The 25888-nt window shown below is 66.4% G+C and carries 24 protein-coding genes; 11 read left to right on the plus strand and 13 right to left on the minus strand.

Features of this window, described 5'->3' with window-relative positions:
* Positions 1–159: 159 nt before the first annotated feature.
* The 5 genes from L2Y94_RS15655 to grxD form a co-directional block, all read right to left on the minus strand.
* Positions 160–3444 (minus strand): TonB-dependent receptor, encoded by a 3285-nt coding sequence (locus L2Y94_RS15655; RefSeq protein WP_247368507.1) that lies wholly within the window; start codon positions 3442–3444, stop codon positions 160–162.
* Between the two features lie 270 nt (positions 3445–3714).
* On the minus strand, positions 3715–5424 hold the full coding sequence (gene olsF / locus L2Y94_RS15660; RefSeq protein ID WP_247368510.1) for a bifunctional ornithine lipid synthase OlsF: 1710 nt from the start codon (positions 5422–5424) through the stop codon (positions 3715–3717).
* 234 nt (positions 5425–5658) lie between these two features.
* Positions 5659–6255, minus strand: a complete 597-nt coding sequence (locus tag L2Y94_RS15665) for a YhgN family NAAT transporter (RefSeq protein ID WP_144910555.1) — start codon at positions 6253–6255, stop codon at positions 5659–5661.
* 60 nt (positions 6256–6315) lie between these two features.
* Positions 6316–7089 carry an SDR family NAD(P)-dependent oxidoreductase gene (locus tag L2Y94_RS15670; RefSeq protein ID WP_247368513.1) on the minus strand — a complete coding sequence of 258 codons (774 nt, stop codon included), beginning with the start codon at positions 7087–7089 and terminating at the stop codon, positions 6316–6318.
* Positions 7086–7409: a Grx4 family monothiol glutaredoxin gene (grxD, locus tag L2Y94_RS15675; RefSeq protein WP_247368516.1), complete on the minus strand. Its 324-nt coding sequence runs from the start codon at positions 7407–7409 to the stop codon at positions 7086–7088. The genes L2Y94_RS15670 and grxD overlap by 4 nt, the downstream gene beginning before the upstream one ends.
* Positions 7410–7517: 108 nt before the next feature.
* Between grxD and L2Y94_RS15680 the strand changes: the two genes are divergently transcribed.
* Positions 7518–8099, plus strand: a complete 582-nt coding sequence (locus tag L2Y94_RS15680; protein WP_247368518.1) for a Fe-Mn family superoxide dismutase — start codon at positions 7518–7520, stop codon at positions 8097–8099.
* A gap of 48 nt (positions 8100–8147) precedes the next feature.
* Here L2Y94_RS15680 and L2Y94_RS15685 read toward each other — a convergent pair whose 3' ends face one another.
* Complete coding sequence (locus tag L2Y94_RS15685) at positions 8148–9248, minus strand: 5-(carboxyamino)imidazole ribonucleotide synthase (RefSeq protein WP_247375284.1); 1101 nt, start codon at positions 9246–9248, stop codon at positions 8148–8150.
* Positions 9249–9298: 50 nt separating this feature from the next.
* Positions 9299–9808, minus strand: a complete 510-nt coding sequence (gene purE / locus L2Y94_RS15690; RefSeq protein ID WP_144909745.1) for a 5-(carboxyamino)imidazole ribonucleotide mutase — start codon at positions 9806–9808, stop codon at positions 9299–9301.
* A gap of 72 nt (positions 9809–9880) precedes the next feature.
* Between purE and L2Y94_RS15695 the strand changes: the two genes are divergently transcribed.
* The 4 genes from L2Y94_RS15695 (at position 9881) to L2Y94_RS15710 (ending at position 13890) form a co-directional block, all read left to right on the plus strand.
* Positions 9881–10171 carry a Trm112 family protein gene (locus L2Y94_RS15695; protein WP_247368521.1) on the plus strand — a complete coding sequence of 97 codons (291 nt, stop codon included), beginning with the start codon at positions 9881–9883 and terminating at the stop codon, positions 10169–10171.
* Positions 10172–10249: 78 nt separating this feature from the next.
* On the plus strand, positions 10250–12499 hold the full coding sequence (locus tag L2Y94_RS15700) for a DUF1631 domain-containing protein (protein ID WP_247368524.1): 2250 nt from the start codon (positions 10250–10252) through the stop codon (positions 12497–12499).
* A 15-nt stretch (positions 12500–12514) separates the two neighbouring features.
* Positions 12515–13381 (plus strand): carboxylating nicotinate-nucleotide diphosphorylase, encoded by an 867-nt coding sequence (nadC, locus tag L2Y94_RS15705; protein ID WP_247368527.1) that lies wholly within the window; start codon positions 12515–12517, stop codon positions 13379–13381.
* Between the two features lie 113 nt (positions 13382–13494).
* Entirely contained in the window at positions 13495–13890 is a 396-nt protein-coding gene (locus tag L2Y94_RS15710) for a DUF3301 domain-containing protein (protein ID WP_247368530.1), read from the plus strand.
* 83 nt (positions 13891–13973) lie between these two features.
* On the opposite strand, the gene L2Y94_RS15715 is transcribed toward L2Y94_RS15710, so the two are convergent.
* The 5 genes from L2Y94_RS15715 to petA all read right to left on the minus strand — a co-directional run bounded on the left by L2Y94_RS15715 (position 13974) and on the right by petA (position 17881).
* Complete coding sequence (locus L2Y94_RS15715) at positions 13974–14411, minus strand: ClpXP protease specificity-enhancing factor (RefSeq protein WP_425602473.1); 438 nt, start codon at positions 14409–14411, stop codon at positions 13974–13976.
* A 106-nt stretch (positions 14412–14517) separates the two neighbouring features.
* On the minus strand, positions 14518–15162 hold the full coding sequence (locus L2Y94_RS15720; protein WP_247368535.1) for a glutathione S-transferase N-terminal domain-containing protein: 645 nt from the start codon (positions 15160–15162) through the stop codon (positions 14518–14520).
* A 73-nt stretch (positions 15163–15235) separates the two neighbouring features.
* Positions 15236–15988 (minus strand): cytochrome c1, encoded by a 753-nt coding sequence (locus tag L2Y94_RS15725; RefSeq protein ID WP_247368538.1) that lies wholly within the window; start codon positions 15986–15988, stop codon positions 15236–15238.
* Positions 15981–17282 (minus strand): cytochrome b, encoded by a 1302-nt coding sequence (locus tag L2Y94_RS15730; RefSeq protein WP_247368540.1) that lies wholly within the window; start codon positions 17280–17282, stop codon positions 15981–15983. Before L2Y94_RS15730 ends, L2Y94_RS15725 begins: the two co-directional genes overlap by 8 nt.
* Positions 17282–17881 (minus strand): ubiquinol-cytochrome c reductase iron-sulfur subunit, encoded by a 600-nt coding sequence (petA, locus tag L2Y94_RS15735; RefSeq protein WP_144909729.1) that lies wholly within the window; start codon positions 17879–17881, stop codon positions 17282–17284. Before petA ends, L2Y94_RS15730 begins: the two co-directional genes overlap by 1 nt.
* Before the next feature lie 235 nt (positions 17882–18116).
* On the opposite strand from petA, the gene L2Y94_RS15740 reads away from it, so the two are divergent.
* A complete protein-coding gene (locus L2Y94_RS15740; RefSeq protein WP_247368543.1) occupies positions 18117–19307 on the plus strand; it encodes a S1C family serine protease in 1191 nt (396 codons plus the stop codon).
* Between the two features lie 142 nt (positions 19308–19449).
* Here the strand turns inward: L2Y94_RS15740 and L2Y94_RS15745 are convergent, their stop codons facing one another.
* The gene (locus tag L2Y94_RS15745; protein ID WP_247368544.1) at positions 19450–20502 is read right to left on the minus strand and encodes a lytic transglycosylase domain-containing protein; all 1053 of its coding nucleotides are present in this window, start codon (positions 20500–20502) and stop codon (positions 19450–19452) included.
* A gap of 159 nt (positions 20503–20661) precedes the next feature.
* Here L2Y94_RS15745 and miaB point away from each other — a divergent pair, with 159 nt between their 5' ends.
* The 5 genes from miaB (at position 20662) to L2Y94_RS15770 (ending at position 25793) form a co-directional block, all read left to right on the plus strand.
* Complete coding sequence (miaB, locus tag L2Y94_RS15750; RefSeq protein ID WP_247368563.1) at positions 20662–22011, plus strand: tRNA (N6-isopentenyl adenosine(37)-C2)-methylthiotransferase MiaB; 1350 nt, start codon at positions 20662–20664, stop codon at positions 22009–22011.
* A 5-nt stretch (positions 22012–22016) separates the two neighbouring features.
* Positions 22017–22997 carry a PhoH family protein gene (locus tag L2Y94_RS15755; RefSeq protein ID WP_247368566.1) on the plus strand — a complete coding sequence of 327 codons (981 nt, stop codon included), beginning with the start codon at positions 22017–22019 and terminating at the stop codon, positions 22995–22997.
* A complete protein-coding gene (gene ybeY, locus L2Y94_RS15760) occupies positions 22994–23455 on the plus strand; it encodes an rRNA maturation RNase YbeY (RefSeq protein WP_247368586.1) in 462 nt (153 codons plus the stop codon). The genes L2Y94_RS15755 and ybeY overlap by 4 nt, the downstream gene beginning before the upstream one ends.
* 179 nt (positions 23456–23634) lie before the next feature.
* Positions 23635–24486: a CorC family transporter gene (locus L2Y94_RS15765; protein ID WP_247368588.1), complete on the plus strand. Its 852-nt coding sequence runs from the start codon at positions 23635–23637 to the stop codon at positions 24484–24486.
* 101 nt (positions 24487–24587) lie between these two features.
* Positions 24588–25793, plus strand: coding sequence for a lipoprotein N-acyltransferase Lnb domain-containing protein (locus tag L2Y94_RS15770; protein ID WP_247368591.1), 1206 nt, complete (start codon positions 24588–24590; stop codon positions 25791–25793).
* Positions 25794–25888: the final 95 nt, after the last annotated feature.

Raw genomic sequence — 25888 nt, forward strand, 5'->3', positions numbered from 1 at the left:
GTGTCCTTCTGACCGCGAATTAGCGGCGAACCCCGCCCCGGGATCTGGAGCGGACCGCTAAGGATCACGCGCGGCGATGGCGGGGGTCAAGTCCGGGCCCATGAAAAAAGCCGACCCTTTCGGGGCCGGCTTTCGTGCATCGAACGTGGAGGTACGCGCTTAGAACGTGTACTTGACGGTCAGCAGCACCGACCAGCGCTGGGCGAGGTCGTCGTTGTTGTTGATGTAGGTCGGGATCGCCAGCGGCTGGTACGTATTGCCGTTGGAGTACTTGGTGCCGGTGATGTTGTAGATGTACTTGCCGTTCTGCTGATCCACGCCCGCGTAGTCCGCCAGGGCACGGCCGCCCGGGAAGGTCACGCGCTTTTCGATGCCCCAGTGCTTGTTCAGCAGGTTGCCGAAATTGTAGACGTCGAGTTTGACGATGCCGCGGTCCTTGCCGAAGATGCCCGGGATTTCCTGCTGGAAGCTCAGGTCGATCTGGTTGATCCAGCCGGCACGATCGCCGTTGCGCTGGGCCGGCTGGCCTTCGTGCTTCTTCAGGTAGTCGTTGTGGTCGATGTAATCGAAGAACGAGTCCTGCAAGGCCTGGCTGGTACCCGGCGTGAATTCCACGCCGCCACGGGTCGGAATGAACGCCACGTCATTATTGGTGATGCCGTCGCCGTTGGCGTCGTTACCGAACGACCACGTGTACGGGTAGGCCGAGTGGCCATCGTAGAACATGCTCGCGGTGGTGTTGTAGTCACCGAAGAAGGCGTGGCGCCAGGTCAACGCGGCGATCACGCGGCGCGGCACCGAGTAGTTCGAGGTGCTGGCCTTGTCTTCGTTGACGTTGTAGACGTAGTTGTTGTTGAAGTTCGAGCTGGCGACGCTGGAGGTGCCCGGGTTGACTTCGGTCGAACGGCTCCAGGTGAAGCCGGCCATGGCCGACCAGCTGTCGGAGAACTCCTTCTTCAACGTAAAGGCCAAGCTCTCAGCCTTGCCCTTGCTCGTGTTGCCCAGTTCGATGCTTGAGCCGGAGAAGGACTTGTTGGCATTCGCGCGAGCCGTGCCACCGCCCTTGCTCGGATCGCCGAACTTGGTCCAGTACAGGTTGCGGCCGTCGGGACCGACGAGCGTCGGGGCACCGAGGTTGATGTTCTTGAAGTAGATCGCGTCACGCTGGTCGATGTGTTCGTAATCGACGCTGGCGACCAGGCCCCACCACGGCAGTTCCTTGTCGAAGCCAAGGCTCAGCTTCCACGCGGTCGGGATGTTCCAGTCCTTGGTAATGACGTTGACGGTCTGCTGACCGGCGCCGACGGCACCGTCGAACTGATGCGCGGGGTCGGTGCTGAGCGGCGGCAGCGTCGCGGGCGTGTTGCAGGGCGGGCTCTGCGTCGGGCCGCAGACGAACTGCGTCTGGGTCACGCCCGAGTTCGAGAAGATGTTGCCCAGCCACACGGCCGGCTGGTTGGTCACGAACAGGCCGGCACCGCCACGCAGCTGCGTCATGTGTTCGGTGTCGAACATGTAGTTGAACGACATGCGCGGCTGGACCACGCGGTGGCCGTCGATGGTGTACTGGTTGGTCTGGCCGTAACCCGCCGGCGCCGCAGCGGCATAGCGGGCGTTATACAGCGGCTTGTCGTTCATCAGCGGGATGTCGACGCGGAAACCGTACTGCAGCGACAGGTTCGGGGTGACCTGCCAGGTATCCTGCAGGAACACGCCCCACTGCTGCACGCTGTACGCGGCGGCAACATCGTTGAGGCCTAGGCCGGCGGCCGGACGGTTATAGCTGTATTTCCAGTACTTGCCGTTGGCGAAGTTGTCCAGGCCGTTGTTGGCGCCGTTGGCGGCCGGCAGTTCTTCGAACGTGTAGCTGCCGAACGCGCCCTGTAGGAACAGGTTGTAGTACTTGTCCTTCTCGTAGTCGAAGCCGCCCTTGATGGTGTGGTCACCGAGGTAGAGGCTGCCCGCCCATGCGGCGTTGTACGACTTCACGTCGAGTACGTTGGCCTGCGAGGAGAACTCCGTGCCGAACTCGACCGCGCCGCCGTTGGCGAAGGTGGTCGGGTAGACGGTCACGTCCGGCATGTCGATGCCGTTGTACGGGCTGCGGTCCTGGTGGAACTTCGAGTACGACACATACGCGTCGCTGGAGAAGATGTCCGACCAGTCGTCATAGAAGTGCAGCACGTACGACTTGTTGTCGGCGGCCGTCTTGTACCAGCCACTGGACAGCACGAGCTTGGTATCCGAACCGGTGATGACCGGCTTGTTTTCCTTCGTCTCGTTGTAGGTGAAGCTGGCGCGGTGGCTGTCGGTGATGTTCCAGTCGAGCTTGCCGACGTAGCGCTTGTCCTGCAGGTTGGAATTGCCGCCGCCGACCGAACCGATGTCGCCGAAGCCGAGTTGCGAAGCGATGTCGCGCACCTGCTGCAGCTGCGCGTTGGTCAGGCCCTTGACCGGGGTGGCCGCACCGGAATCCGACGGGCCGTATGGGCTGCCCGAACCGATCTGCTTGCTCTTCTCGTACAGGCCGAAGAAGAACAGCTTGTCCTTGATGATCGGACCGCTGAACGTGCCGCCGGCGGTGAACTGGCGATCGAAACCGGCGTACTTCTTGTCCAGTTCGTTGTCGCCGATCATGTTCTGGTTCTGGAACGCGTAATACACCGAACCGTGAAAGTCGTTCGTACCGCTCTTGGTGACGGCGTTGACGTTCGCGCCGAGACCGCGGCGGGTGGCCACGTCGTAGTTGGCGGTCGAGATCTGGTACGACTCGATCGCGTCCTGCGAGATCGGCGTGCCGAGGGTCGGCAGGCCGTTGGCGTTCAGGCCGAACGGATCGTTGGCCGACACCGAGTCGATGGTGATGTTGTTGTAGCGGCTGTTCTGGCCCACGGCCGAGATCTCGCCGCGGGCGCGGTCGGTGATGACCACGCGCGGATCCATGCGCACCACGTTCTGGATCGAGCGCCCCGGGGTCGGAATCGACTCGAGCTCCTGGCGCGAGATGTTCGTCGACAGGCCCTTGTTGTCCGGGGTGAAGGTCTGGTTGACCGAGGTGGCCGAGACCGACACGCCTTCGAGGGTCTGCGCGCTGGCGCCGGCGGCGGCCGGGGCGGCGAGGTTCACCGCGGTGACCTGGCCCAGGGCGAGGTAGACGTCCTTCTGCTCGACGACTTCCTGGCCGCCCTTGGTCACGACCACGTCGAACGGACCGCCCACGCGCAGGCCCTGCGCCGCATAACGGCCTTCGGCGTCGGTCTGCACGATCTTGGTGGTGCCCGACGGCTCGTGGACGAGCTTCACGTCGGCGTTCGCCACCGGCTGGCCACTGCCGTCGACGACGCGGCCGCTGATGGAGGACGAGGTGTCCTGGGCGAACGCGGGTGCCGCCAGAAGCGAGGCGATCGCGAACGGCAGGAGTTTGGCGCGGATTCGGCTATTCATTAATGGTCGACCCTGTGGCTTGCAACGAAAATTCGGGCCAGACGAACGGATACCCGGCGGTTTGCCGGGCTTGCGCATTGCGTCTTGGCGGTATCCCCAAAAGTGGCTTTGTCAGCGCTTGGGTGGCAGGGCTCGGTTCCGTGGAGCCCGCGGCGACAATTGTTAAGTCACTTTAACGACATTGTATGACAGTTTTGTAACGTTTTCACGCAACTTTTATAAATACCACTTTTCACGAGCTGGCGCCCTTCCCGCGCCAGCCTTTGAAATTCAAGCATTTTTTCCCAGATAGCGGGAACGCTTGGCCGGCTTGAGAGAAGCCAGGTCCAACATCACCAGGCCGTCGATGCAACCGGCGAAGTCCGGATCCTCGTTGAATCCGAGGAATTGCACGCCCTCGGGCTCCACCAAGTCGACGTATTGCCGATAGAGCACCGGCAGGGTCACGCCCAGCGCATCGAGGCGGTGGCGCAGCTTGCCCAGGCCGGTGGCGGCATCGAGCCCTTCCAGTTCCTTGCGAACCAGGTCGATGGTCGACTCGGGAATGACGAAGGGCTGGCGCGCGGTAGCCAAGCCCGGCACGCCGAAGAAGTGTTCGTGCGCGGCCGCGATCCACTGGCGGGCTTCGAGCGGCATGCTGACCGACATGCTGACCGGGCCGAACAGGTAGCGCAGCTCGCGGTGGCGCTGAAGGTAGAGGCCGATGCCCTGCCAGAGGTGATCGAGCGAGCGCGAACGCCAGTAGGCAGGCACGATGAAGCTGCGACCGAGTTCCAGGCCCTGGGACAGGCGGGACTCGAGCGCGGGCGAGTAGTCGAACAGGCTCGACGTGTAGAGCGCGGACATGCCGCGTTCGGCGATCACCCTGCCGCCGTGGCCGAAGCGATAGGCGCCCACGATCCGCAGCGCCTTGGCGTCCCACAGCACGAGATGCTCGTAATACGGATCGTAGGCGTCGAGGTCGCGGCGCTTGCCGGTGCCCTCGCCCACGCGGCGGAAGGTCAGCTCGCGCAGGCGGCCGATCTCGCGCAGCGCGGCGCTGTCATCGGAACCCTGCATGAGCAGGATCTTCTTGCCGTCGGGCAGCTCGGCGAGCAGCTCGGCCTTGTCCAGGTCGGCCACCACGCGTTCGATCGGCTCGGGATGCGCCAGCGGGGTCTGCCCGCCGAACACCAGGCCGCGCTGCCGGGCCACGCGGTACACGTGCCGGCGCATCAGCTTGGCGGCCTGTTCCGACGAGCCGCCGCTGACCTGCTTGAGCTCTTCGGCGTCCACCAGCTTGCCGATGCGGAAGCTCACGCGCTGCTTGCCCGAGGTGGCCTCGCGCGGAAGCATGGCCGTGCTAAGCGGCTTGGCCAGCATCGACAGCCCATAGAACGCCACGGAATTGCGCGCATGGATGTGCACGGGAAGCACCGGCACGCCGGTGCGCATCGCGATGCGGGCGAAGCCGTCGGACCACTTGCCGTCGCGCACGCCCGCCGGGCTCACGCGCGAGACTTCGCCGGCCGGAAAGAGGATGAGCACTTCGCCCGCCTCGATCGAACGGAAGATCGCGCGCATGCGCGAGGCGGCACCCTTGCCGAACACGTCGACGGGAAGCAGCAGGTTGCCCAACTGGGGCACGGCGGCCAGTACGTCGTTGCCCAGGATGCGCACGTCCCGGCGCACCGAGCCGATCAGCTGGATCAAAGCGATGGCGTCTACCATGCCCAGGGGATGGTTGGCGACGACCAGCAACGGGCCTTCGACGGGAATGTTTTCGCGCTCGCGCTCGGTGACGCGGCAACTGACGCCCAGGTAATCGAGCGTCTTTTCGCAGAATTCGAAGCCCAGTGCCGTACCGGCGTGGGCGAGCGTATGGTTGAAGCGGTCTTCGTGGGCCAGCGTCTCCAGCACGCCCGTGATCGGCTTGCGGATCTTCGGGTGCTGGGCCAGCCAGGGCAGACGCTCCATCAGGGTCTGGTCGATGCTCAGCATGATCTAGGCTCCCTTTGACGTCGAACGGTGGTTACCGAACGGGGCCGGTGCGGAGTCGTGTTTTCTCATAGCGCCTTCGAACGTCCTCTATGGCCCCCATCCGGAGGCCTGACTCATGCCCGGGGACGGACCCCAAGTCCGCCCCCGCCCATGCTCGCGGGCAATTATGACAGCTACCCTACCGTTGCGTATGTTCCTACGGCAATGTGCCATGACGGATCCCCCTGCCGGGGGTCAGACCGCGATATGAAGGTAAGCGGAGAGGCCGCCGAGGAACATCTGCACCGAGAGGGCGATCAGGAGCATGCCCATCAGGCGCTCCAGCGCCGTCAGCACGCTCTCGCCCAGCCATTTGAACAGGAAGGTGGAGCTGAGCAGGATCACCGAGGTGGTGAGCCAGGCCAGGAACAGTGCGATGCCCCACTCCGCCGTGCGTCCCGGCTGCGAATTGGTCAGCAGGAGCAGGGCCGCCATGGCCGAGGGGCCGGCCACGCCCGGGATGGCCATGGGCACGATGAAGGGCTCGCCTTCGCCCGGCTTGCCGAACACGCCACCTTCCACGGGCGGGAACACCATGCGGATGCCGATCAGGAACAGCACGATGCCGCCGGCGATGCTCACCGACTCCTGGCGAAGCTGGAGCACCTTGAGGATGTACTGGCCCCCGAGCAGGAACGCGACCAGCACGCCCAGCGCGATCAGCAGTTCGCGCACCATCACCTTGCGGCGGCGCTGCGGAGGCACGTCCTTCAGCAGGGCCAGGAACAGCGGGATGTTGCCCAGCGGATCCATGATGAGGAACAGCAGGATGCCCGCGGATAACGTCGTCATCTGCGTTTCCATGAAAGAACTCCTTGAGCGGCGCCGCCGTTCGCCCGGCGGCGCGATGGATCAGTGGGCGTGGCGAAGATCGAGCATGGTGCCGCGCGCATCGGCGCCGGCGGCGGAGAGAAGGTAGACGATGGCCTCGGCCGATGACGTGGGCAGCGGACGTTCAAGCGTGTTCTCGCCGTAGTACGCGGCGCGGCGCAGGGCCGTACGCATGGGCGGCGGCAACAGGGCATGCACGCGCAGCGTGCCGCGGCCGTTTTCCGCGTGCAGCACGGCGGCCATGCGTTCGACGCCCGCCTTGGATACGCCGTAGCCGCCCCAGTGGGCGCGCGACACAAGGTCCGGATCGTCGAACACGAACACCACGGCACCGTCGCCCGTGCGCTCCAGCAGCGGCATGCAGGCCTGGGTGAGCGCGAACGGCGCGGAGACGTTGACCTGCATCGCGCGCAGCCAGTCGTCGGGCTTGTGCATGGCGATGGGGGTCAGTTCGTTGAAGTGCGCCGCGGCGTGCACGACGCCGTCGAGGCGTCCCAGTTCGTTTTCGATGCCGTCGGCGAGTGCGGCGTAGTCGGCCGGCGTGGCGCTCTCGAGGTCGAGGGGGTGGATGACCGGCTCGGGACCGCCAAGGGCCACCAGTTCGTCGTAGAGTTTTTCCAGCGGACGCACCTTGCGGCCGGTGATGACCACGGTGGCGCCGGCGCGCACGGCCGCCCGCGCCGTTTCCCCGCCCAGGCCGCCGGTGGCGCCCGTGACGACGACGACGCGGCCGGCCAGCATGCCGGGCTGCGGCGCCCAGCCATCGGGCAGCCGCGCCGAGGGCAGCGCGCTCACGACTCGGCCCCTGCCACGTCGGCCGCCATGCGCTTGAGTTCACCCGCCGCATGCAGGTCTTCGACGATGTCGCAACCGCCGATGAATTCTCCTAGCAGGAACAGCTGCGGAAACGTCGGCCAGTTGGAGTAGTGCGGCAGGCCCGCGCGGATGCGCGGGTCGGCCAGCACGTTCACCGGATGGAACGTGGCGCCGGCCGCCTCGAGCGCCTTCGCCGCCCGGTCGGAGAATCCGCAGGTGGGGTACTCCGGCGTGCCTTTCATGAAAAGCACGATCGGGTGGGCCGCCACGATGGCCTTGATCTCGTCTACGACGTCCATAGGTCGGGTTTCATCATTAGAATGCTGACAGTTGCGTAGTGTAGCAGCGCGGCGACCAAGCCCCCGCTGCCCCTTTTCTTCCCCCAGCCACCGCTAAGGAGTCCGCCAATGGCGTTCGAACTTCCCCCGCTTCCCTACGAGAAGAATGCCCTGGAGCCGCACATCTCGGCCGAGACCCTCGAGTTCCACTACGGCAAGCACCACCAGACCTATGTGACGAACCTCAACAACCTCGTCAAGGGCACCGAGTTCGAGGGCAAGAGCCTGGAGGACATCGTCAAGACCTCCTCCGGCGGCATCTTCAACAACGCCGCGCAGATCTGGAACCACACCTTCTACTGGCACTCGATGCGTCCCGCCTCGCAGCAGGCCGAACCGCCCGCCAAGCTGGCCGACGCGCTGACCAAGGCGTTCGGCTCGATCGACAAGTTCAAGGAGGAATTCAACAAGCAGGCCGCCGGCAACTTCGGTTCGGGCTGGACCTGGCTGGTGCAGCGCCCCGACGGCTCGCTGGCCATCGTCAACACGTCCAACGCGGCCACGCCGATCACCGGCAGCGACAAGCCGCTGTTCACCGCCGACGTGTGGGAACACGCCTATTACATCGACTACCGCAATGCCCGCCCGAAGTACCTCGAGAACTTCTGGGCGATCGTGAACTGGGAATTCGCGGCCAAGAACATGGCCTGATCCCCGGGATCGAAACGAAAAAAGCCGGGTCTCGCGACCCGGCTTTTTTTATCCCAGCACCTCGATGGCCGGCGCCACCTGGGCATCGCGCCCCAGGCGCCCGCCGACCTCGGCGAGCCGGCCGCGCAGCGTTCCCGCGTTGGGCGCGCAGATCGTGGCGTGGCCCACTTTGCGGCCGGGGCGCGGCTCCTTGCCGTAGTCGTGCCAGTGCCCGTCGACCACCGAAAGCACGGGGGCGGGATCGGGCATGTCGCCGATCCAGTTGAGCATGGCACTGGGGCCGCGCACGCCGGTGTCGCCCAGCGGCATGCCCAGGACGGCGCGCACGTGGTTTTCGAACTGGCTGGTATGGGCACCTTCGATCGTCCAGTGACCGGAGTTGTGCACCCGAGGCGCCATTTCGTTGCCCAGCAACTTCCCCCCCTGGACGAACAGTTCGAGGGCGAACACGCCCACGTAATCCATGGCCTCGGCGATTTTCTTCGCGTGGGCCCTGGCCGAGGCTTCGAGTTCGTCGGTGCAGCCCGGCAACGGCGCGAGGCTGAGCGACAGCACGCCGTCGACGTGCCAGTTTCGGGTGAGCGGCCAACTGCGGAACTCGCCGTCGCGGCCACGCACGGCCACCACGGACACCTCGTAATCGAACGGCACGAAGGCCTCGAGAATCAGCCCGACGCGCGAAGCGGCCTCCCCTAGCGCCGCCCACGCGGCATCGATGTCGGCTTCGGTCTTCAGGCGGAACTGGCCCTTGCCGTCGTAACCCAGCCGGCGGGTTTTCAGCACGGCGGGCAGGCCGATGCGCCCCACCGCGCGCTGGAGATCGTCGCGCGTGTCCACCGGTTCGAATTCGGGGGTGGCGAGACCGCACTCGCCGAAGAGCGTCTTTTCGCTGAGGCGGTCCTGGGCGATCGCCAGGGCGCGGGGATTCGGGAAGACATCCACCAGACCGGCGAGGCGCTCGGCCGTGGCGGCGGGCACGTTCTCGAAATCGAAGGTGACCACGTCGACGCGGCGGGCGAATTCGGCCAGCGCGGCGTCGTCGTTCCAATCGGCCACCACCAGCTCGGTCACCTGGCCGGCGCAGGCGTCGGCGACGTTGTCGACCACGAGTGTGCGCACGCCCAGCGGCGCGGCGGAAAGGGCGAGCATCCGGGCGAGCTGGCCGCCACCGAGAATGCCCAGGCAGGGAAGCTTGCGATTCACGCGCGGGGATCCGGGTTGTCGAGTACGGTCTGGGTCTGTTCGGCGCGGAAAGCATCGAGCGCGGCCGCGATGGCCGGATCGTGCAAGGCCAGCACCGAGGCCGCCAACAGGGCCGCGTTAGTGGCGCCCGCCCGCCCGATGGCGAGGGTACCCACCGGGATGCCGGCGGGCATCTGCGCGATCGAAAGCAGGGAATCCATGCCATTGAGGGCCTTGGACTGCACCGGCACGCCGAACACCGGCAGGGGCGTCTTGGCGGCGATCATGCCCGGCAGGTGGGCCGCGCCGCCGGCACCGGCGACGATCACCTGGATGCCGCGATCGCGGGCCGTGGCGGCGTAGTCGAAGAGCAGGTCGGGCGTGCGATGGGCCGAGACCACCCGCACCTCGTGGACCACGCCGAGGCGGGCCAGCATGGAGGAGGCGTGCTCCATCGTTTCCCAGTCCGAACGCGATCCCATCACCACGCCGACGCGGGGAGCGGTCGCCTCGTTGCCTTCAATCATGGCCGGAGCATCCAAAAGTCGCTATTGTACGGGCATTCCCGTTTTGCAGGTTGGCCCCCGAGGCCACGCTCCATGGACAAGCGCCTCATCGACATCCTCTGCTGCCCCGTCAGCAAACGCCCCGTGCGCCCGCTCACCGCCGGCGAACGCGACAACCTCAACGCCGCCATCCGTGCCGGCGGGGTCGACACCGTAGCGGGCGAAAAAGTGGCCGAACCCCTCACCGAGGGCCTCATCACCACCGACGGCCAGGTGGTCTACCGGGTCGACGACGGCATCCCCGTCATGCTCCCCGAAGCGGGTATCGGCACCACCCAATTGAGCGGCTTTACGCCGGATACGGGTCGCGCGCAGAATCCGTGACAGCGGTCACGCTACGATAATCTGGCTCCCCCACAATGCCTGTCGGGGCGGGGGCCTGTTTGAATCCAGAGAAGCGCGATGACTAACGCGAGCGAGCCGTCCAACGTGGTCGACCTGAGCCAGCGGCTCGACCCGCGCAGCGACCGCGTGGGCGCCCTGCTGGTCAGCGTGCGCGGCCTGGCCACCAAGCGCCTGCATGCGCTGGCCAGCAACATGTTCGAGAACATCGACGACGCGCTTTTCGATCTCGCCGAAAAAGCCGAGAACAATGCCGCGCAGACGCAGTTCTTCGACGGCATGCGCGAAGTGCGCAAGAAGCGCGCGATCGTCGAGCGCACCTTCCTCGGCCAGGTCGCCCGCGACCTGGCCGATTTCTCCGCCGGGCGCGCCCGCGCACCCGATGCCGAAGCGGGCGCCCGCCCGCTCGCCAACATCGAGCTGAGCCTCGTCGGCGAGAACGAACTGGAAGAATCCCTCGCCATCACCAGCATGGTGGGCAAGAACGAGCAGCGCCTCGCGCGCGCCCTGTTCGCCGTGAACCAGCGCCTTTCGGTGATCTGCGGCGGCACCCGCATGGACGACGCGAGCAATCCGGTCGGCCCCGCGTCGCTCGCCGCGGCGTTCCGCCAGGCGATGCGCGAGCTGCTGGTCGAGGTCAAGGTCAAGCTCATCATCTACAAGTTGTTCGATCGCTACGTGCTCGCCGGCATCGACGAGCTCTACGACGACATCAACAACGAACTGGCGGCGGCCGGCGTGCTGCCGCAGTTGCGCCACGAGATTCCCACGCGGCGCAGCGACGCGCCCGCCCCCACCGGCCCCGTCGGCACGACCGCGCCCACGCAGGCGCCGGCCGCGCCCGTCGCACCGGTGACCGATGCGGCGGCCGCCGAATTCATGCAGTCGCTGCACGCCTTGTTCAGTGCGCGGCGCGCCCCCGCCCCGGCCGTGGCCCAGGTGGGTCCGTTGCCCAGCGCCACCGAGCTGTTGGGCGCGCTTACCCTGCTGCAGAGCCAGATCGCGGTGTTGCCCAACGCCAGCGCGCCACTGGAAACCCAGGCCGACGTCACCCGTGACGTGGCCCAGCTCAAGGCGCAGCTGCTCGCCCAGATCGGCCAGCTGCGCGGCCAGCAGACCGCGCACGTCGCCGGCATGGACGAAGACACCATCGACCTGGTGGGCATGCTCTTCGAATTCATCCTCGAGGATCACAACCTGCCGGCCGAGATGCAGGTGCTGCTCGCGCGCCTGCAGATTCCCTACCTCAAGGTCGCGCTGCTCGACCGCCGGATGTTCGCGCACAAGTCGCACCCGGCACGCCAGCTGCTCGACGCGCTCGCCGACGCGGCCAAGGGCTGGTCGGCCGAAGCCGATCGCGACGGCCGCCTTTTCGACAAGGTGAAGTCGATCGTCGAGCGCCTGCTGCACGACTTCGACGACGACGTGGCCATCTTCAACCGTCTCGCCGCCGAATTGCAGGAATTCCTCGACGTCAGCCGCAAGCGCGCCGAACTGGCCGAGCAGCGCGTGGCCGAATCCACCCGCGGACGCGAAAAGCTCGAGCAGGCGCGCCGCCGTGCCGCCCAGGAAATCGTCGGTCGCGTCGACGGCGCATCGCTGCCGCCGCTCATCTACGGCGTGCTGACCCGCGCCTGGGCCAACTACGTCGTGCTCACCCTGCTCCGCCAGGGCGACGAATCGCACGAATTCAAGGAATCCCTGCGATTCATCGACGATTTCGTCGCCAGCGCGAAGCCCGCCCACGATGCGGAAAGCCGTCGCGCCCTGCGCACGCTGCTGCCCGGCATCGAACGCTCGTTGCGCCGCGGCCTCGCATCCGTGGCATTCCAGGAAGCCGACACCGAGCAACTGCTCGGCCAGCTCCTGGCCTATTACCGCTCGCAGCTTGGCGAAGCCCCGGCCACGCCCGAAGTCGCCAGCGGCGACATGCCGCTTCCGCAGGCCATCCAGGCCATCGAGGAGCCGGCACCGGTCGAACCCGACGACGAATCCGAGGCGCTCGCCGACGAGGCCTTCGACGAGGCCTTCCTCGCGATGGTGCGTGAGCTCAAGGTAGGCCACTGGCTCGAATTCGTGGCCGAGGACGGCACGAGCGATCGCGCCAAGCTGTCGTGGATCAGCCCCATCAGCGGCCGCTACCTGTTCGTGAACCGTCGCGGCCTCAAGGTGGCCGACCACAGCCAGGCGGCGCTCGCGCAGGCGTTCGCGCAGGGCACCGCGCGCGTGCTCGATTCCACCCTGCTCTTCGACCGCGCCATGGACGCCATCGTCGAAAAGCTCCGCACCGATGCGCCCGACGCCGGCTGACCACTCCGATTCCCGATGACCGTATCCCACACGCGACACCTCGCCGACGCGGTGCCTTCCGCCGCCGAGATCTTCATCGACGTACAGCGCGCTTTCGCGGAAGACGTCGGTCCGGGGGACGCCACGGCCGACATGCTCGATCCGGAAGCCCGCGCCACCGCCACCCTCACCTGCCGTGAAGACGCGGTACTCAGCGGTGCACCCTGGTTCGATGCCTGCTTTCGCACCCTCGACCCGGACGTGCGCATCGAATGGTCGGCCCACGACGGCGACCGCGTCGCCGCCGGCTCGGTCATCTGCCGGCTCGCCGGCAGGGCACGCGCCCTGGTGACGGCGGAACGTTCGGCGCTCAACTTCCTCCAGCTTCTCTCGTCCACGGCGACGACCACCGCCCGCTACGTCGACGCGATCGCCGGCACGGGCACGCGCCTGCTCGACACCCGCAAGACCTTGCCCGGCCTGCGTCGGGCACAGAAATACGCGGTGCGGTGCGGCGGCGGCATGAACCATCGCATCGGCCTCTTCGACGCGATGATGCTCAAGGAAAACCACATCATCGCCGCGGGAGGCATCGCGCAGGCCGTGGCCGCGGCACGGGCGATCCACCCCGACCTGCCGCTCATCGTCGAGGTGGAAGACCTCGACGAACTGCGCCAGGCCATCGAGGCGCGCGCGGACCGGGCGCTCATCGACAACTTCAGCCTGCCGATGATGCGCGAGGCGGTGACCCTCGCGGCGGGACGGCTTCCGCTCGAAGTATCCGGCAACGTGGAGATCGATACGATCCGGGCGATCGCGGAGACGGGGGTGGATTTCATCTCCAGCGGCGCGTTGACGAAGCATGTGCGCGCCATCGATCTGTCGCTCCGGCTCGATCTGTAGGGCCGCCTTTTCGCCGACCTCCTTTCGCCGATACGATCGGCTCCCACCCCTTCGGTAGCTGGCTCACACTCGAGGGGCTTGTCCTTGGGGGACATCGGCCACACACTCGGGGCATGTCCTCGTTCACCGACCTGTTCTGGCTTTTCGCGGCCGCCGCCGGTATCGGCGTCTGGTACAAGCTGACCCGCGCTCGCGAGATCGCGGTGCGTGCCGCGATGGGGCTATGCAAGCGCCACGGGCTTCAACTGCTCGACCAATCGGTGGGTCTGCGTGCCATCCGCCTGCAAGGCGTCAATGGGGCCCGGAGACTGGAGCGCTGTTACGCGTTCGAAGTGAGCGACGACGGCATGTCACGGCATGCCGCGCGGCTATGGATGGCGGGCAACGAGATCGCCAGCTTTTCCCTGCCGTTGTCGGGATCGCCGGAGCTGGAGACGGTGGTCGCGACGGATCCGGGGATATACGGTGGCAACGTGGTGTCGCTGGCGGACCGGCGGCGCTTGCAGTAAGAGCGAGCGGGACAGGCCCCGGGGCGATAACCACGCTCATCGCGGTGGGCACCTGCCTACGGCGAAGAAGCCGATGTTCGTCGTTACTTGACCACTCGCAAATGCGGCGCCCCGCGCTTGGGGCGGCTATCGTCGTCCCCGCCGGTCGCCGGCGCTTCCGCCGAGCCTTCCACTACCTCGAGCCCGTTCGCGGCCGGGGCGGATTCGTCGTTCTCGTCGGCCGGGAACATCATTCCCTGGCCGTTTTCCTGCGCGTAAAGCGCCAGCACGGCCGACACGGGAATCACGATCGATTGGCTCACGCCGGAAAAACGGGCCTGGAAGGCGATCCGGTCGTTGCCCAGGTCGAGGTTGGCCACCGCGCGCATGGCGAGGTTGAGCACGACCTGGCCGTTCTTGATCACGTGGGCCGGCACCTTCACGCCCGGCTGTCCGGCATCGACGAGCACATAGGGGGTGAGGCCGTTGTCGCTGATCCAGTCGTAGATCGCGCGCAGGAGATAGGGCCGATTGGAGGTCATGCCCGAGCTTTCGTTGGTATCCATGGAAAACCGTCCTCGTCGTTCCCGCCGGTCGCCCCGGCAGGGCAAGGTCAGTGCACAGTTTAAGGGATACGCGCTTGGAGGGCTAACCCGGCGTGAAATCGTAGTCGGGACGCATCGCCCGCTCTTCCGCCGTAAGGCTTCGGGCGAAACCCTGGCTGTGAAAGAGGCGCTCGCCGTAGTCGACGATGGGCTTGCCGTCCTTGCCCAGGTCCACGCCCAGGTATGGCAGGCGCCAGACCACGGGAGCGACGAGGCAGTCGATCAGGCTCATTTCGGGATTGAGGAAGAACCGCGAGGCCTTGAAGAGCTCGACCGAAACGAGCAGGTGCTCACGCAACCGCCTGCGGGCCGCGGCAACGTCCCGGCCACCTTCCACGATGGTCTCGATCTCGGGAAGCCAGTCGTTCTCGATGCGCCAGGTGGCCAGGCGCAGGCGTGCCCGGGACAGCGGGTCGATGGGCATGAGGGGCGGGTGCGGGTAGCGTTCGTCGAGGTACTCGACGACCACGGCCGTGTCGTACACCGTGAGGTCGCGGTCGACCAGGGTAGGCAGCGTGCCGTAGGGATTGAGTTCCAGGAGGTCGGTCGTGGGCTGGTCGGCCTTGAGGATGATCCGGTCGTAGGCGACGCCTTTGGCCGCCAGCACCAATCGCGTGCGATGGCTGTGGATATCGTCGGCGCTGGTATAGAGCGTCAACGCCGTACGCGAACGTGCATGTTGGACCATCTTCGCGATCTCCCTCCCTGCGTGCCGGTATACGAAGGGGGCGACCCTGGGGCCGCCCCGCTAGGGACATCCGTCAGTGACTCTCGTGGACGTCCTTCCAGTACTCGTGCTTCAGAAGGTACAGCAGGAAAGTCAGGCCCGCCAAGAACAGGATCACCCAGACGCCGATCGACTGGCGCTCGAGCGCGGCCGGCTCGGCCGTGTATTCGAGGAACGTGGCCAGGTCACGGGTGGCTCCGCGGAACTCCTCGGGGCTCATGCGGCCCGGCTGGGCGATGCTGAGTTTCTCGACGGCGGCTTCCTCGCCCGGCTTGGCCTCGCCATGCACGGCCACCTGCAGGCCCTGGAGCTCCCACAGGGGGTTGGGCATGGAGGCGTTCGGGAACACCGTGTTGTTCCAGCCGACCGGACGGCTCGGGTCGAGATAGAACGAGTTCAGATAGTTGAAGATGAAGTCGACGCCCTTGGCGCGAGCTTCCAGCGAGAGGTCGGGCGGCGCCTTGCCGAACCAGCTTTTTGCCGATTCTTCGGGCATGTGCGAAATCACCGGCTCGCCGAATTTGGCCCCGGTGAAGTTGAGGTTGTTCATCACCTCGTCTTCGGAGAGGCCCAGGTCGGCGGCCAGGCGCGAATAGCGCACGTACTTCAGCGAGTGGCAGCCCACGCAGTAGTTGAAGAAGAGCTTGGCGCCACGTTGCAGCGAGGCCTTGTCGGCGACGTTGGTGCCCGCCCGCGGCAACCCCTCGCCCTCTTCGGCGAGCGCGGGAACGGTGGCGGCGGCAAGGCCCAGCGCGAGGGCGAGGCAGGAAAGATAGCGCTTAATCATGCATCGTCACCCGTTCCGGAACCGGCTTGGTCTTCTCGAAGCCAAAGCGCGTGTAGATCCATACGAACACGAAGAAGCCGAAGTAACCCAGCACCATCAATCGGCCGAAGGCGTTTTCCCAGGTGGTGACGTCCACGCCGGGGAACCACTCGGGGATCACCTCGGCGGTCACGCCGGCGCCGACCAGGCCCAGGGCCAGGAAGGAGATCACCAGCACCGCGAGGGCGATGCGGAAACCGAGGCCGCGGAAGCGCACCGAGCGCACCTCGCCCTTGTCGATCCAGGGCAGCAGGGCCAGCAGCAGGATGGCGCCGAACATGCCGATCACGCCCCAGATGGCCGTGCCGAAGAACGACGGGATCATGCGCAGGATCGCGTAGAACGGCGTGAAGTACCACGACGGCTTGATGTGGCTCGGCGTGACGAGGTTGTTGGCGGGCGTGAAGTTGTCGTGTTCGAGGAACCAGCCGCCGAAGGTGGGCGCGAAGAAGATGATGAAGGCGGCGATGGTGATGAAGAAACCGACGCCGAAGAGATCCTTCACCGTGTAGTACGGATGGAACGGAATGGCGTCCTTGGGCTTGTCGGCGGCCCAGCGGTTGCCCTTGGGGCCGTGCTTCACGTCGACGCCGTCGGGGTTGTTCGAACCCACCTCGTGCAGGGCGAAGATGTGCAACACCACCAGCAGCAGGAGTACCAGCGGCAGCGCGATCACGTGCAGGGCGAAGAAGCGGTTGAGCGTGGCGTCGGCGGGCAGGAAGTCGCCCATGATCCACTCGACCAGGGTGCCGCCGATCACCGGGATGGTGCCGAAGAGCGAGATGATCACCTTCGCGCCCCAGAACGACATATTGCCCCAGGGCAGCACGTAGCCCATGAAGGCCTCGGCCATCAGCACGAGGAAGATCAGCATGCCGAGGATCCAGACCAGCTCGCGCGGCTTCTTGAACGAGCCGTACATGATGCCGCGGAACATGTGCAGGAACACCACCACGAAGAAGAGCGAAGCGCCCGTGGAGTGCATGTAGCGGATGAGCCAGCCCCACTCCACGTCGCGCATGATGTACTCGACCGAGTTGAAGGCTTCCGCCGCACTCGTCTTGTAGTTCATGGTGAGGAAGATGCCGGTCACGATCTGGTTGACCAGGACCAGCAGCGCCAGCGAACCGAAGTAGTACCAGAGGTTGAAGTTCTTCGGTGCGTAGTACTCGGTCATGTGCTTGCGGTAGGCAGGCATCATGTTCGGCGCGCGCTCGTTCACCCAGTCGCCGATGCGGGAGAATACGTTAGCCATCAGCCGGCCTCCTGCGGATCGACGCCGATCTGGATGTGGGTGTCGTCGATGAAGTGGTACGGCGGCACCGGGAGGTTCTTCGGGGCGGGCACGCCGCTGAAGACACGGCCGGCGAGGTCGTAGCGCGACTTGTGGCAGGGGCAGTAGAAGCCGCCCTTCCAGTTGGCGTCGAACGGCTCGGGCTTGATGTCGGGGACGAAGTCGGGAACGCAACCCAGGTGGGTGCACAGGCCGATGACCACGAGCCACTCGGGCTTGATGGAACGCGTTTCGTTGGTCGCGTACTTCGGCTGCTGCCCCGCGTCGGACGATTGCGGGTCGAGCAACCGGGAATCGAGGCCCTTGAGCTGGGCCAGCTGGTCCTTGCTGCGGTTGACGACGAAGACGGGAAGGCTGCGCCAGGCGAACGTCACTTTCTGGCCGGCCTCGATGGCACTGATGTCGACCGTGACCGGCGCCCCCGCCGCCTTGGCTCTTGCACTCGGCTCCCACGACTTGATGAAGGGGACGACTGCCGCTATCACCCCTGCTCCGCCGACGACAGCCGTCGTTGCGGTCAGGAAGCGACGGCGGCCGTGATCGACGACTTCGTTCGCCATCAGGCTCTCCGGAACTTATGCCATTGAGGATGCGGACCCCACATCGCCGGTTTACTGGAAATCGGCTTCCGCAAATCATGGCAGTGTAACGTCAGCATCCGCGACGTACAATAAACTGAACCGATCCTTGTGCTACATGGAGGAGAGGGCTGCCAAGTCCGCGCCTGGGTGCGGAAAATGGGTGACCACCTCGCCGACGGGCAAGGCGACGACGACAGGATCTTGCGCTCTTTCGATGAAACACGCCGCCCGCATGCTCTCCTTCGTCGCCCGTTTCGTCGTGCTCGGCCTTGCCGTCGCGTTCGTCGTCGGCCTGGTCTGGCCACATACCGGCGCCCTGCTGCGCCAGCGCCTGGGCACGTCGACTCCGGTCCCCACCCCCGCACCCACCGGCGAAGCCGCCGCGCCGGCCGCCCCCGCCTCCTATGCCGATGCCGTCGCCAAGGCCGCGCCGTCGGTGGTCAACATCTACGCCAACAAGCTGGTCACCGAGCAACCGCGCGAGCTGTATTCCGATCCCGTGCTGCAACGCATCTTCAGCGTGCCCACGGGGCCGGCGCGCACGCGTCGCCAGCAGAACCTCGGCTCGGGCGTGATCGTCAGCGAGGATGGTTACGTATTGACCAACAACCATGTCATCGCCAACGCCGACGACATCCAGCTGCTGCTCTACGACGGGCGCGTGGCCAAGGCCCGCGTCATCGGCTCCGACGACGAAACCGATCTCGCGGTGCTCAAGGTCGACGCGGGCAACCTGCCTGCCATCCGCATGACGGACGCCGAAAGCCGCCCCCGCGTGGGCGACGTGGTGCTCGCCATCGGCAATCCGTTCGGCATCGGGCAGACGGTGACGATGGGCATCGTCAGCGCCATCGGCCGGCAGCTCAACCTGTCGAGCCTGGAGAACTTCATCCAGACCGACGCGGCGATCAACTTCGGCAACTCCGGCGGCGCGCTGGTCAACGCCCACGGCGAACTGGTGGGCATCAACACCTCGCTGATCGGCCAGGCCGTGGGCGCGGAGGGCATCGGCTTCGCCATCCCCGTGCAGAGCGCCCGCGACGTGCTCGACCAGATCATCAAGACCGGCCACGTCGTGCGAGGCTGGATCGGGGCCGACTACGGCGCGGTACCGGTGTCGGCGGACAGCGGACTGCCCTCGGCGGCGCGCGGTGTCGTGGTCAACGAGGTCTCCCCCGGGGGGCCGGCGGCGCTGGCCGGTATCCAGCAGCGCGACGTACTGCTGCGCATCGGCAACGAAGACATCCTCGATCCGTCGGACCTGCGGCGCCACGAGGCGTCGCTGAAACCCGGCGAGGCCGTTCAGGTCTCGGGATTGCGCTATGGAGCACCATTCACGGTGTCGGTGACGCCGGCGCAGAGGCCGCCGAGTTCGACGTTGCAGGCGTTGCGGAGCAACCCCTGATCCCGCGTCACCGCTTCGCAGGGGTTCGCCGATACGATCGGCTCCCACCCTTTCAGCAGCAACGCGTCCACGAGCGCGCTTCGTTTCTACCGAAGGGGTGGGAGCCGATCCTATCGGCGAATCCAGGTCGCGAAAGCGCAGGTCACCCGCCCCGGTCGGCCAGCGGCACGTTGACCCGCCGCAAGCTCTCCCCATACCGCTTGCGCAGGATCCCCACCCGCTCCACGTACACCTGCGTCTCGTCGTAGGGCGGCACGCCGTTGTACTTCTGCACGGCCCCCGGCCCCGCGTTGTAGGCGGCCGCGGCCAGCCGCTCGTTGCCGTTGAAGTTCCTCAGCAGCAGCGCGAGGTAGCGCGCGCCGCCGCGGATGTTCTGCTGCGCGTCGAAGGCGTCCAGCACGCCCATGTCGCGCGCCGTGCCCGGGATCAGCTGCATCAGCCCCTGCGCCCCGGCGACCGACAACGCCCTCGGGTTGAACGCGCTCTCGGCATGGATCACCGCCCGCAGCAGGGCCTCGTCCACGCCGAATTCCGAGCTGGCGGCACGGATCACCTCGCCATACGAGGTCAGGTTGAGCGCCACGCTGTTCCAGTCGATCTTCGAGTGGACGTCGCAGGCGACACAGGTGGCTATATAGGTAAAGAGCATCTTGATGCTCGAGCCCTTCGCCGCGCCGCCGGGAGCCACGTTGGTGTACTCCACGCCACCGTCGGCGCGGGTGATCCGGTAGACCGCCCCGCGCAACACGCGGGAGCCCTTCACCGGCTCGGGCGCGGGACCCGCCGCCAGGTCCGTCGATGCCGACTCGCGATAGTCCCAGCCCCGCTTGACCGGTGCGGTCGGCGGCGGGGCGTCTTTTTCAGGCGCTCGCACCACGGAGCCGACCACGCCCTCCAGCGAGGCCACCGCCGGCGGATCCGCCTTCGCGACAGGCGGAGAGGGAGAACGGGACGGGCGCGCCGGCCCGGTATCGCCGATCTTCTTGCAGTTGCGGTAACCGGTCGTGGTACCCGCGAAGACGGTTTCGCCCGAGCTACCCAGGCACCGGTAAAGCGAGCTGGCCGCGGCCGGTCCGGCCAGGAACGCCAGCAGCAGGACGCAGGCGATCGCGACCCCTTTCAGGGCCGGACCGGACACGGAGAAACGGCGCGAGGATCGACCCTCGCTTTCCCCTGGCGACACAACGTCGTACATGGCGCCAATTCTGCCCTCACACCCCCTCCCCGCCAAGGGCCACGAGCGTGACCACCTTCACGCAAGTCATTGATCCACCGCCGCCATCTGGCAACGGACGGGCGCCAGGAGTAAACTGCGCGGTTCGGTAATCACCCTCGAAGCACGGTACCCAGCCCCATGAGCGGCAAGCTTTTCATCAAGACCCACGGCTGCCAGATGAACGAGTACGACTCGGCCAAGATGGCCGACGTGCTGCGCGCCTCGCACGGGCTGGAACTCACCCAGGACGAAGCCGAGGCCGACGTCATCCTGGTCAACACCTGCTCGATCCGCGAGAAGGCTCAGGAGAAGGTCTTCAGCCAGCTGGGCAAGTGGCGCGAACACAAGAAGGGCGGCAAGCCCGTGCTCATCGGCGTGGGCGGCTGCGTGGCCTCGCAGGAGGGTGACGCCATCCTCAAGCGCGCGCCCTTCGTCGACCTCGTCTTCGGCCCGCAGACGCTGCACCGCCTGCCCGAGATGATCGAAGCCAAGCGCGCCAGCGGCAAGCCGCAGGTGGACATCAGCTTCCCCGAGATCGAAAAGTTCGATCGACTCCCGGAGCCCCGTGCCGAAGGCCCCACCGCCTTCGTCTCCATCATGGAAGGCTGCTCGAAGTACTGCTCCTACTGCGTGGTGCCCTACACCCGCGGCGAGGAAATCAGCCGTCCGTTCGACGACGTGGTCGTCGAAGTGGCCCAGCTCGCCGAACAGGGCGTGCGCGAGGTCAACCTGCTGGGCCAGAACGTCAACGCCTATCGCGGCCCCATGCACGACGGCGGCACGGCCGACCTCGCCGTGCTGATCCACGCCATCGCGCAGATCGACGGCATCGGCCGCATCCGCTTCACCACCTCGCATCCGCTGGAGTTCTCCGACTCGCTGATCGAGGCCTACGCCAACGTGCCGCAGCTGGCCAACTACCTGCACCTGCCCGTGCAGGCCGGTTCCGACCGCATCCTGTCGGCCATGAAGCGCGGCTACACGGCCATCGAGTTCAAGCAGAAGATCCGCAAGCTGCGCGCCGTGCGCCCGGACATCTGCGTCTCGTCGGACTTCATCGTGGGCTTCCCCGGCGAAACCGACGACGACTTCGAGAAAACCATGAAGCTCATCGCCGACGTGGGCTTCGACCAGAGCTTCTCGTTCATCTTCTCCTCGCGCCCGGGCACGCCGGCGGCCAACCTGCCCGACGACACCTCCAGCGAGACCAAGCACGCGCGCCTGACGCGCCTGCAGGCCGTGCTCAACGAGAACGCCCGCAAGATCAACGAGGCCATGGTCGGCACCGTGCAACGCGTACTGGTCGAGAAGCCCAGCCGCAAGAATCCCAACGAAATGACCGGACGCACCGAAAACATGCGCTACGTCAACTTCCCCGGCCATCCGCGCATGATCGGCCAGTTCATCGACGTGACCATCACCGAGGCGATGAGCAACTCCCTGCGCGGACGCGTTCTTCTCGAAGACGAGGTCGCACTCGTCTCGTGAACGCCATGAGCCAGCTGTCCCAACACGATTTCGCCCTCGATCCCGAGGACAACGCCCGCCTCGCCAACCTCTGCGGTCCGCTCGACGAACACATCCGCCAGATCGAGCTGCGCCTGGGCATCGAGATCGACCATCGCGGCAACCTGTTCCGCGTGATCGGCGACGAGCCGTCGGCCAGGGCCGGCGAGCAGGTGCTGCGCGCCCTCTATGCCGCCACGGAAACCGAAACCCTCAACGGCCAGGCGATCAACGTGCGACTGGCCGAATCCGGCATCGACGCCCTGAACGAGCAAGCCGCGGAGTCGGCCCAAGAGGTGGTGATCAAGGTCAAGCGCGGCGTCATCAAGGGCCGCGGCCCCAACCAGGCCCGCTACCTGCACGCCATCACCACGCACGACATCAACTTCGGCGTGGGCCCTGCGGGCACCGGTAAGACCTATCTGGCCGTGGCCAGCGCCGTGGAGGCCCTCGAAGCCAATCGCGTGCAGCGCGTGCTGCTGGTGCGCCCGGCGGTGGAGGCCGGCGAAAAGCTCGGCTTCCTGCCCGGCGACCTCAGCCAGAAGATCGACCCCTATCTTCGCCCGCTCTACGACGCGCTGTACGAGATGGTCGGCTTCGAGAAGGTGGCCAAGCTCATCGAACGCAACGTCATCGAAATCGCGCCGCTGGCCTACATGCGCGGCCGCACGCTCAACGATTCGTACGTCATCCTCGACGAGGCGCAGAACACCACGGTCGAGCAGATGAAGATGTTCCTGACCCGCATCGGCTTCGGCTCGGTGGCGGTGATCACGGGCGACGTCTCGCAGGTCGACCTGCCCCGCAACGTGCGCTCGGGCCTCCGCCACGCCATCGAGGTGCTGCGCGGCGTCGACGGCATCAGCTTCACCTTTTTCACCTCGCGCGACGTGGTGCGCCATCCGCTGGTGGCCAAGATCGTGCGCGCGTACGAGGCGTTCGAGCAGAAGCAGGACGACGCCGGATGACCTCGCTCGACCTCGCCGTGGGCTATTCCGCCGGCCGCAAGGGCATGCCGACGTCCGCGAGCTTTCGCCGCTGGGTGGAGGCCGCCCTCAAGGGCGCCAGGCGGCGCAAGGCCACGCAACTGTCCATCCTCATCGTCGGCGAGGAGGAAGGCCTGTCGTTCAACAAGCAATACCGTGGTCGCGATTACGCCACCAACGTGCTGTCCTTCCCGGCCGATCTCCCGCCCGGCGTGAAGGTGCCGCTCATCGGCGACCTGATCATCTGCGCCCCCGTCGTGGCCCGCGAGGCCGCCGAACAGGGCAAGAAGCCCGGCGACCACTGGGCCCACCTCACCGTCCACGGCACCCTGCACCTGCTGGGATACGACCACGTCGACGAGGGCGAGGCGGAGGCGATGGAGGCGCTGGAGACCCGGATACTGGCGGGGCTGGGCATCGCGGATCCTTATCAGGCCTGAGGCCCGCTTGAATCGCGGACAGGGTCCGCTCCCACCCTTCGGTATAGCCTGCTACTGGAAGGTGGGAGCGGACCCTGTCCGCGATTCGCGGCGAAGCCGCGAGCCCGTTGCCTGAACCGTCATGAGAATTCCAGTAGACTGACCCTTCCGCCCCATCGTGGGCCGAACACCAAAGAGTAATGAACGAGGACCCTGGTAGTACCCATGGCCCGGCCCACCGATCGTGGTGGGACAGACTGGGCCATCTGTTTTCCGGCGAGCCGCGCAACCGCGACGAACTGATCGAAGAGCTGCGCACCGCCCAGGTCAACGGCCTGCTTTCCAACGACACCCTGACCATGGTCGAGGGTGCGATCAAGGTCACCGAACTCAGCGTCGACGACGTCATGGTGCCCCGGGCCCAGATCGTCAGTCTCCCCGCCGACGCGCCCCTGGCCGACATCCTCGCCACCGTGGTCGAATCGGGCCATTCCCGCTTCCCCGTGCACGGCGAAGACAAGGACGAAGTCCTCGGCATCCTGCTGGCGAAAGACCTCCTCAAGACCTTCGGCAAGAGCGACGCCTTCGACCTGCGCGCCCTGCTGCGCCCGGCGGTGCTGATCCCCGAGTCGATGCGCCTGAACGTGCTGCTGGCGGAATTCCGCCTCACGCGCAACCACATGGCGTTGGTGGTCGACGAATACGGTGGCGTGGCCGGTCTCATCACCATCGAAGACGTGCTCGAGCAGATCGTCGGCGAAATCGACGACGAACACGACGACGAGGAAGATCCCGTGCTGGTGCAGCCGCTGGCCGAAGGCGATTTCTCGGTGAGCGCGCTCACCCCGATCGCGGACTTCAACGAGGTGGCCGGTGCGCATTTCTCCGATGAGGAGTTCGACACCATCGGAGGCATGATCACCTCCGAATTCGGTCATCTGCCGACGGCCGGCGAGGAGATCGCCGTGGGCGATTTCCTGTTCCGCGTCACCCACGCGGACGATCGTCGCGTGCAGCAGTTCCACGTTACACGGGCGAACGGGGAAGCCTGATCGAGCGCCCTTGTGGAAGCCGTTACGGCGGCGATCCCGCGGCAGCGGGCCAGTTTGCCACCGCCGCCGAAGCGGCTCCCACAGACATAGCGTACCGCCCGATGCGACTGACCCTGCTCCTGCTGTTGATCTGCTTCGCCCCCCTCGCCCATGCGGGCATCGTGGACGCGCCGCCGGCCCACCTGGAAATCTCGCTGATGACCTACGGTCCCGGCGACATCTACTGGGAGCGATTCGGTCACGATGCGTTGGAAGTGCGCGACACCGCCAGCGGCGAGGCCATTGCCTTCAACTACGGCGTGTTCGACTTCGACCAGGACAACTTCATCCTCAATTTCGCGCGCGGCATCATGGCCTACCGCATGGATGCCGAGCCGACCCGGTCCGACGTCGAGTTCTACGCGGGCGAGGGCCGTTACGTGCGCCGCCAGCGGCTCGCGCTCACCGACGCGCAGAAAGACCGCCTGCGCCGTTTCCTCATCTGGAACGTGCAGCCGGCCAACGCCGGCTACAACTACGACTACTACGTGGACAACTGCACCACGCGAGTGCGCGACGCGCTCGACGACGCGTTGGACGGGGCCTTGCGACAGCAGTTGCGGTCCCGTGCCGGCGGCATGACGTATCGCGAGCAGACCGCGCGCCTCATGAGCAACCAGCCCTGGCTGATGCTGGGCATGGACCTCGGCCTGGGCCCCTTCGCCGACCAGCCGATGACCTCATGGAAGGAAGCGTTCCTGCCCATGGTGCTCGAGGAAGAGATCCGCCACGTACGCATCGGCGCGCCCGGCGACGAGCGTCCCCTCGTGGCCGAGGAGGACACCCTCGTACCGGCACGGCTCGTGCCGCCGCCCGAGTCGGCTCCCGATCTTCGCTGGCCGCTGCTCGGCGTGGGTGTGCTGTGGGCCGTGCCGATGATCCTCCCGGCATTTACCCGCCGACGTGGCCTGCGCACGCTGTCCGCCGTCGCATCCACCGTCTTCCTCGTGTTTGCCGGTCTCGCCGGCCTGCTCATGGCGGCATTGTGGAGCCTCACGTTGCACCGCTCGGCATGGGGCAACTTCAACCTGCTCGCCTACCAGCCGCTGGCGTTCCTGCTGCTGCCCGCCATCTGGCGCCTGCGCCACGCGGGACGTCCGATGGGCCGCTTCGCCCCGCGCGTCACCGCCATCTCGTTCGCCGCGTGCGTCGTCGCCCTGGCGCTGCACCTGTGGCCCGACTTCCCGCAGCGAAACCTGCCCTGGTTGCTCCTGGCGCTACCCTGCTGGACCGCATTGCTGGCCTGTTTCTGCCGGCGGCACGACTGACGACAGCCGCCAGGACGACAGCCCGGCAACCATCGGGTAGGCGCCTCGCCGTGAGGCAGGTCGGATCACGCCCGATTGTCATCCAGGGCCACGCA

Origin of the sequence: Luteibacter aegosomatis (assembly GCF_023078455.1) — a bacterium.
Taxonomy (GTDB): Bacteria; Pseudomonadota; Gammaproteobacteria; order Xanthomonadales; family Rhodanobacteraceae; genus Luteibacter; species Luteibacter aegosomatis.

Coding starts and splice junctions, on each gene's coding strand:
- nadC (WP_247368527.1), top strand. CDS start 12,515: ATGACCGTATCCCACACGCGACACCTCGCCGACGCGGTGCCTTCCGCC.
- grxD (WP_247368516.1), bottom strand. CDS start 7,409: ATGGACGTCGTAGACGAGATCAAGGCCATCGTGGCGGCCCACCCGATC.
- L2Y94_RS15720 (WP_247368535.1), bottom strand. CDS start 15,162: ATGGTCCAACATGCACGTTCGCGTACGGCGTTGACGCTCTATACCAGC.
- purE (WP_144909745.1), bottom strand. CDS start 9,808: ATGATTGAAGGCAACGAGGCGACCGCTCCCCGCGTCGGCGTGGTGATG.
- L2Y94_RS15745 (WP_247368544.1), bottom strand. CDS start 20,502: ATGTACGACGTTGTGTCGCCAGGGGAAAGCGAGGGTCGATCCTCGCGC.
- L2Y94_RS15755 (WP_247368566.1), top strand. CDS start 22,017: ATGAGCCAGCTGTCCCAACACGATTTCGCCCTCGATCCCGAGGACAAC.
- L2Y94_RS15715 (WP_425602473.1), bottom strand. CDS start 14,411: ATGACCTCCAATCGGCCCTATCTCCTGCGCGCGATCTACGACTGGATC.
- L2Y94_RS15740 (WP_247368543.1), top strand. CDS start 18,117: ATGAAACACGCCGCCCGCATGCTCTCCTTCGTCGCCCGTTTCGTCGTG.
- L2Y94_RS15695 (WP_247368521.1), top strand. CDS start 9,881: ATGGACAAGCGCCTCATCGACATCCTCTGCTGCCCCGTCAGCAAACGC.
- L2Y94_RS15725 (WP_247368538.1), bottom strand. CDS start 15,988: ATGATTAAGCGCTATCTTTCCTGCCTCGCCCTCGCGCTGGGCCTTGCC.
- L2Y94_RS15710 (WP_247368530.1), top strand. CDS start 13,495: ATGTCCTCGTTCACCGACCTGTTCTGGCTTTTCGCGGCCGCCGCCGGT.
- L2Y94_RS15655 (WP_247368507.1), bottom strand. CDS start 3,444: ATGAATAGCCGAATCCGCGCCAAACTCCTGCCGTTCGCGATCGCCTCG.
- L2Y94_RS15730 (WP_247368540.1), bottom strand. CDS start 17,282: ATGGCTAACGTATTCTCCCGCATCGGCGACTGGGTGAACGAGCGCGCG.
- olsF (WP_247368510.1), bottom strand. CDS start 5,424: ATGCTGAGCATCGACCAGACCCTGATGGAGCGTCTGCCCTGGCTGGCC.
- miaB (WP_247368563.1), top strand. CDS start 20,662: ATGAGCGGCAAGCTTTTCATCAAGACCCACGGCTGCCAGATGAACGAG.
- L2Y94_RS15765 (WP_247368588.1), top strand. CDS start 23,635: ATGAACGAGGACCCTGGTAGTACCCATGGCCCGGCCCACCGATCGTGG.
- L2Y94_RS15685 (WP_247375284.1), bottom strand. CDS start 9,248: ATGCTCGCCCTTTCCGCCGCGCCGCTGGGCGTGCGCACACTCGTGGTC.
- L2Y94_RS15665 (WP_144910555.1), bottom strand. CDS start 6,255: ATGACGACGTTATCCGCGGGCATCCTGCTGTTCCTCATCATGGATCCG.
- ybeY (WP_247368586.1), top strand. CDS start 22,994: ATGACCTCGCTCGACCTCGCCGTGGGCTATTCCGCCGGCCGCAAGGGC.
- petA (WP_144909729.1), bottom strand. CDS start 17,881: ATGGCGAACGAAGTCGTCGATCACGGCCGCCGTCGCTTCCTGACCGCA.
- L2Y94_RS15680 (WP_247368518.1), top strand. CDS start 7,518: ATGGCGTTCGAACTTCCCCCGCTTCCCTACGAGAAGAATGCCCTGGAG.
- L2Y94_RS15700 (WP_247368524.1), top strand. CDS start 10,250: ATGACTAACGCGAGCGAGCCGTCCAACGTGGTCGACCTGAGCCAGCGG.
- L2Y94_RS15770 (WP_247368591.1), top strand. CDS start 24,588: ATGCGACTGACCCTGCTCCTGCTGTTGATCTGCTTCGCCCCCCTCGCC.